The organism is Undibacterium sp. RTI2.2 (assembly GCF_035018705.1).
Lineage (GTDB): Bacteria > Pseudomonadota > Gammaproteobacteria > Burkholderiales > Burkholderiaceae_D > Undibacterium.
Genome location: NZ_JASJXN010000085.1, coordinates 1 through 5,301, shown reverse-complemented (window position 1 = coordinate 5,301; position 5,301 = coordinate 1). Strand labels below are relative to the sequence as shown.

Below are 5,301 nucleotides of genomic sequence, written 5' to 3'. Positions count from 1 at the left end.
CTTGTATGCTCAGCAACTAAGCGCCTGGTCAATATTCAATGCGCGCAGCTGGTCAATATTGAGTGCGCGCCAACACCGATGAGTTACCCAATGTTGGCAGCGCAAGAACGATTATTTTGCGTCGGGCGCTTTTGCAAAACTACGTTTGAACTCTTTCTTCACACCAGCGATCGCTCCTATGAGCGGGGAGAAATACGATTTCAAAGAAAATAAAACAAATTCTTTCCAATTTTTAGCGCTATGTCGGCGATTCATATCCGCTTCACACTCGTTCCATGCCCCAACAAAGGGAGACCAAAGAAGCCGTAAAACTACTGTTAAAAAAAGTACGATTCCCTCAAAACCTCTGGCTAGCAATTGTTTAGATTTTTTCATTTCCAAATACTTTCGATTTTTGACATTTTTGCGGTGCTCCTGCCATTATTCCATTGTCAATGCTTGAATCTTTTAAAACGTGTGCCCATTTTTCTGTAGCTAAATTATATATAGGGCGCATTTTTTCTAAACGAGCTCGCGCTTTTGCAATCGCTACCGCATATTTCACAGAAATTTCTTCACAAGTTAATTCGTTCACAAATGTTAGTTTTTTTTGGAGTCGGTTTCCACGTCGTGCTATTTTCGTGATTTAACTCGAATAATTTGAAGCAAGTCATCAGCAGTGACCGGACTTAAATCCTTGGCAAGTAGTGACTGTCGCAATACTTCATTGATTATGGTTTGATAACCCTTGCCTTCAATTCCCGCTTTAACACGAAAAATTTCAAGCACATCATCATCCAAGGACATCGTGACACGAGTCTTCCCATCTGGTGGGATAACTGCACCACGCTTCCCTTTACTAAAATCATAGAGTTTCTTCATGAAATTGGTTTGTACCCTTGTTCATTTTTGAATCAAATTAAGAGTTTATGATTAAGAGTTTTTGCGTAACTAGAAATTACGCTTTCACTAGTTTAATTACACCAACTCAGAATCAAGATATTGCCTTACCAAAAACAGATCAGAAACATTTCCGGACAACATGAAGTCAAGGGCACTTTTCCCAAGAAAGAGAGGAGCATCGTTTGGCTTGCGAATCCAAGCATCGGCATAAATATCGATGGGGAACAATATTTGTAGTGCTTTGTAGATGCCAAGTAGGTAAGAAATACGCTCCAAGGTATCATGATCAAGGTGAGCAGTTTCTGGCGATCTTTTCCAATTTTCATAACTAGCACCACTTGGCGCACCTAGCAAAATAATTTCCTGGTCGCTCGTCAATTGCCAAGCACGACAAATATTGAAAAACGCCTTTAATCCAGCCGTGGAGAGTTTAAACGCATCATTTTCTGTGCTTTCTAAAAAATATTTTTCCATCGCTTTTAAATCCGACGCAAACTTTGACTTTGGATTCTCCATTTTGTCCAATATCTGCAAAGCTTCTCTTTTTGCAACCAATGGCGGTTTTTCGCCATCGCAATAATCAGGACAAATTACCGGATCAAGTGGATCGTCATATCTCATGACCGTATTTTGTAGCACGTCGAGCGGTGAGGGAACCCTGCCGTTAAGGACATCAAGAAGCTCCTGCGTTATTGGGTTTCGCACCCAACCAGAATCATCGTCATCGGCATTGTAGTCGTCAGTATCCGGTATCTTTTGTGTAGGCGTAGAGATAGCCAACGGCGCATCAAAATCGGCAGCGATAGAGATATCACCCCTCATCGAGCCAGCCCATCTCGCTGGTTTTTTTTCATCTTGATCGATAATTTTTTCTGCTTGCTCCAATCCAGCTTGTACAGCAAAATCAACTAAGCTAATTCCGAGTAAATCTGCAGCAACTTGTAATTTTCCTAGAGCGTAAGATGTCAAATCTAAGGTAATTAAATTCCCTTTTTCCTCTGTTTCCGTGGCTTCTAACGATTGCGCCGACCTCGAAGTACTTTCGCCATTGAGCATATTAAGAATACGAGACGATCTTTTTTTTAAAATTTGCTTTTTCCCGACACGTCCAAATACATAGGGGGTAGTCATACCGGCTTTCATTTCACGTATTGCACGCAAAGTGTTTTGTATAAACTGCTTGGGCAATTTTTCACGCCAGTTTTTACGAATTCTTTTCATTCTTCTCTACTCAATTTGTTTCTTCGCTATCAGCGGGCGATAGGAAAATTTATTTGCCAGCGCATCATGTAAAGCATGGTGCCTGGACAGTCCTGTCTCTTTGTAAAACTCGTATGAAACAATGTCATCAATATCTGAATTGATCAATTTTCCTTGCATCCATGGTGTAATTCTAAATTGTATCGAATCCAAAAATAAATCCCAGTCGGTTGTGTAGTCAAAGCAAAGATAGACCGTCTCATCCTCTCTACGCACCTGCTGGAGCCATTGTCGGAGTTTTATACCAAGGTCTGAAACACAACAATAGAAGTCGGAATTTCTACCCAATTGCGGTAACACTGCTTCGCGAACAAATGGTGTGCACTTGTCATCCGGGTAAGGAACTTCTGCATAAAATTCTTCGCCTGTGTCCGCGACCATACCGATACTGATCAGGATAGGATCCAGCAGGTCGGTGAATTCCGTGTCGATGAAAACGTTAATTTTTAGCTCCAAGATGTTTTAAATAAATAGATGGCGGATTTTGTTATTCGTCATGAAGTCATCTTTTTGATGACGACATTTCCATCATCGGCAATTTGAAAATCGAGCGTGTCGCCAACAAACCAACCTGCATGCTTTAAAAGAGCGTCAGGCAACTCAAGAAAAAGATCGCCATTTTCATCTGTAATCACTGTCGCTACCCATGAATTTTTAGCGGTTCGTATAGTGTTCATTTTGTGACCAAATCCTTGGTGGACAGTTTTGCAAACAGCGCCGCGATATCCGCAACAGTGAACCTATATTTTTTTCATCTTAAGTTTTTGAGCAATGATATTGTTGCTCTCCGCTTTTAAGGCAATAGCTTCCGCTGGCGAGAATCCTAAGTCCAAGAATACATTTCCACCAACTGGCGTCACTTGCGAAGCTTGCACTGAATCAACAAAATCAAATGTATCTAATACTGGTTTTTTTAATGCCTCTGCCATCTTTTTGAGTACCGAACTGAGTCCATCAATTCCCTCATTGGAAAAAACGCTGGCGGGATTTTCGGTATAGCCGTTGGGATGTCCTTCTTTGTCATGATAAATTTCATGGATCTGATGGTAGGGCTCGCCATCGGCATCAATAAATTTCATCACGCGGTAGTTCCGGGTTGCCATCAATTTTTCCATAACAAGTTAAAACGCTACGACAATAGTGCAGCGGGTTGCAGCACTATTGCTATCCATTGCTCATCCTTAGCAACGGTTAATAGGATATCCCAACCTTTGACGCCATTTTTTCCAAGGTGCTGAGCATGAATACATTGATCTTATCCTTCATCAAGGAAGTTATACGGGACGACGAGATCCCAAAAATTCTCACAGCATCGGTGCTAGTTAAACCATTTTTCTGAATATATTCTTTGAGGGCTGTCATATAAAAGGAGCGTTTTTTCATTATCTCTGCTTCCTCTGGCGTGTCTTTGATGTCATACCAAATACCACGATTGCTACCTAGCGTTACTTTCATTTGAGCTTCGTACTTAAGATGATCAAGTTCCATCAGCCGCTCATAATCCGAACTTCCAAATTCTCGGCCGACAGGTGCCATTGAATCCCACGCTCGTTCTACTCGCTCCAAGTGAAATCTTCTACCGAACACAAGATCCTCCGCAGACCACCGGCTAGACAGACGTGACCTCCATATTTTGTATAGGCGATGTTTTGCTTTTCTATTTTTCATTTTGACCAATCCACCAAGACACAAAGTCCGTTAAATCATCATGCTGTGAATGTGCAGCGGCTAGTAGCGGACCAATATTAGGACTGCCATTTGGCTCTCGCAAAATCAATGCTTTGTGAATGCCCGCTGTAATTCCGAACAGATATGGAAGATAGTCGTCTACGAAAGCGACCGGTTTTAAGGAATACAGAACCGCAGCTTTAGGACTAACCTGATCCCGATCATTGTTTGTTGCGACTACTCGCTCAATGGGAAATCCAAGATTCTGTAAATTTTTCAAACGAGCAGATTCAAACTGCGAATCCAATGCGGTTACGCAGACCAACTCGTAACCGACCTCATGTAATTTCAATGCAGCATCGACTGCGCCGGGTACTGCCGGCACATTGGACCAAAATTGATAATCGAAGCATTTACGGAATCGATCGTGATCGGCACCGTCTAGTTGGTGAACGTCCCATCGATCCATCGGCCAATAAGCAAGAGGGTCTTTTAACTTTGGAAGAACCCCAAATGCTTTATGCCACGCTTGTCGATATGCTTGATGGTTGTCGAGGAGAACACCGTCACCGTCTATCGCGATTATTTGATTCATGAATTTTGTCCGTCCAAGCCAACTCCAATTGTCGTCACCTGATTCGGTACTTTTGAATTTGCACGTCTCCCAGCTTTACCTGCGCCTGGGACGACTTTATTCAACCATTCTGTATCGTTCAAAAAGCACCAACGAAATTGTGTTCGCAAGTTCTTGTCTATGTTTGTTCTCGTGGTATTCGGGTATGCCGTCATAAAAACAAGAACTTGATTCCGATATGCTGTCCTTTTCTGTATGGTATCTGGAATGGAAATTCTTTGAGTTGGTAAGAATTGATTTAACCACTCAGCGTCGTGTTTTCTTAACCATATCAAGGCTCTGTTTTCGGTTAACCTCACATGTTGTCTGGAGGTTTCTCCCGATTTAAGAATATGCAGTATTCTTTCTCTATATGTCTTTAATGGATTAGAAATTTTTTCGGGTCTTCTTGGTCGAAATATATTTCCATGGTCAATGCTATTCGTAACAAGATGAAACTCGTAATCCTGCTGTGAGTAATTAATCAAATTCATATTCTCTAAATGAACCCGCAATTCTTGAATCTTATTCCAAGAAATATTTTGACTACTCGCTATGTAATTTTCAGTTTTTCCTTCTAAAAATAAGTTTGCAATCCTTGGGTCATATCCAAGTTTTTTTAACGCATCAGTCGCATTAACCAGCGACGCATTCCATTTTTCGCACCTAGTGATTGGTTTTACACTCATTATGCTTTTTAGGTTTTCATCTTTACCTTTGGTCATGTTGCTTGTGTTTTGAGCGGCAATGGATGCGGCTAAAATTGCAAGCTGGCAAATAGGATTACTTAATTTCGAATCGTTAGAGCTTCTTGCAAAATACCCAAACCAGTAAAGTCGAGCATGGGTGTGGCCACTGTTGCGATTGGTTTTCTTGTT

At 41.5% G+C, this 5,301-nt stretch carries 10 protein-coding genes; all 10 read right to left on the bottom strand.

Annotated elements, in window-relative coordinates:
- Positions 1-111: 111 nt before the first annotated feature.
- Positions 112-375, bottom strand: a complete 264-nt coding sequence (locus tag QN395_RS20915; protein ID WP_323492975.1) for a hypothetical protein — start codon at positions 373-375, stop codon at positions 112-114.
- Positions 362-574 (bottom strand): hypothetical protein, encoded by a 213-nt coding sequence (locus QN395_RS20910; RefSeq protein ID WP_323492974.1) that lies wholly within the window; start codon positions 572-574, stop codon positions 362-364. The genes QN395_RS20915 and QN395_RS20910 overlap by 14 nt, the downstream gene beginning before the upstream one ends.
- A gap of 38 nt (positions 575-612) precedes the next feature.
- Positions 613-861, bottom strand: a complete 249-nt coding sequence (locus QN395_RS20905; protein ID WP_323492973.1) for a BrnA antitoxin family protein — start codon at positions 859-861, stop codon at positions 613-615.
- 96 nt (positions 862-957) lie between these two features.
- Entirely contained in the window at positions 958-1,356 is a 399-nt protein-coding gene (locus tag QN395_RS20900) for an antitoxin Xre-like helix-turn-helix domain-containing protein (protein ID WP_323492976.1), read from the bottom strand.
- Positions 1,357-2,109: 753 nt separating this feature from the next.
- Positions 2,110-2,598 (bottom strand): hypothetical protein, encoded by a 489-nt coding sequence (locus tag QN395_RS20895; protein ID WP_323492972.1) that lies wholly within the window; start codon positions 2,596-2,598, stop codon positions 2,110-2,112.
- 38 nt (positions 2,599-2,636) lie between these two features.
- A complete protein-coding gene (locus QN395_RS20890) occupies positions 2,637-2,819 on the bottom strand; it encodes a hypothetical protein (protein WP_323492971.1) in 183 nt (60 codons plus the stop codon).
- Positions 2,820-2,882: 63 nt separating this feature from the next.
- Positions 2,883-3,221, bottom strand: coding sequence for a hypothetical protein (locus QN395_RS20885; RefSeq protein ID WP_323492970.1), 339 nt, complete (start codon positions 3,219-3,221; stop codon positions 2,883-2,885).
- Between the two features lie 112 nt (positions 3,222-3,333).
- Positions 3,334-3,708 (bottom strand): helix-turn-helix domain-containing protein, encoded by a 375-nt coding sequence (locus QN395_RS20880; protein WP_323492969.1) that lies wholly within the window; start codon positions 3,706-3,708, stop codon positions 3,334-3,336.
- A 91-nt stretch (positions 3,709-3,799) separates the two neighbouring features.
- Complete coding sequence (locus QN395_RS20875; RefSeq protein ID WP_323492968.1) at positions 3,800-4,405, bottom strand: HAD family hydrolase; 606 nt, start codon at positions 4,403-4,405, stop codon at positions 3,800-3,802.
- Positions 4,402-5,301: hypothetical protein (locus QN395_RS20870; RefSeq protein ID WP_323492967.1), on the bottom strand; the 900-nt coding region annotated here is incomplete at its 5' end. The genes QN395_RS20875 and QN395_RS20870, both read right to left, overlap by 4 nt.

Excerpts from the sequence above, each read along its gene's own strand:
- QN395_RS20915 (WP_323492975.1), bottom strand. The coding sequence starts at position 375 with ATGAAAAAATCTAAACAATTGCTAGCCAGAGGTTTTGAGGGAATCGTA.
- QN395_RS20905 (WP_323492973.1), bottom strand. The coding sequence starts at position 861 with ATGAAGAAACTCTATGATTTTAGTAAAGGGAAGCGTGGTGCAGTTATC.
- QN395_RS20900 (WP_323492976.1), bottom strand. The coding sequence starts at position 1,356 with ATGGAAAAATATTTTTTAGAAAGCACAGAAAATGATGCGTTTAAACTC.
- QN395_RS20890 (WP_323492971.1), bottom strand. The coding sequence starts at position 2,819 with ATGAACACTATACGAACCGCTAAAAATTCATGGGTAGCGACAGTGATT.
- QN395_RS20885 (WP_323492970.1), bottom strand. The coding sequence starts at position 3,221 with ATGAAATTTATTGATGCCGATGGCGAGCCCTACCATCAGATCCATGAA.
- QN395_RS20875 (WP_323492968.1), bottom strand. The coding sequence starts at position 4,405 with ATGAATCAAATAATCGCGATAGACGGTGACGGTGTTCTCCTCGACAAC.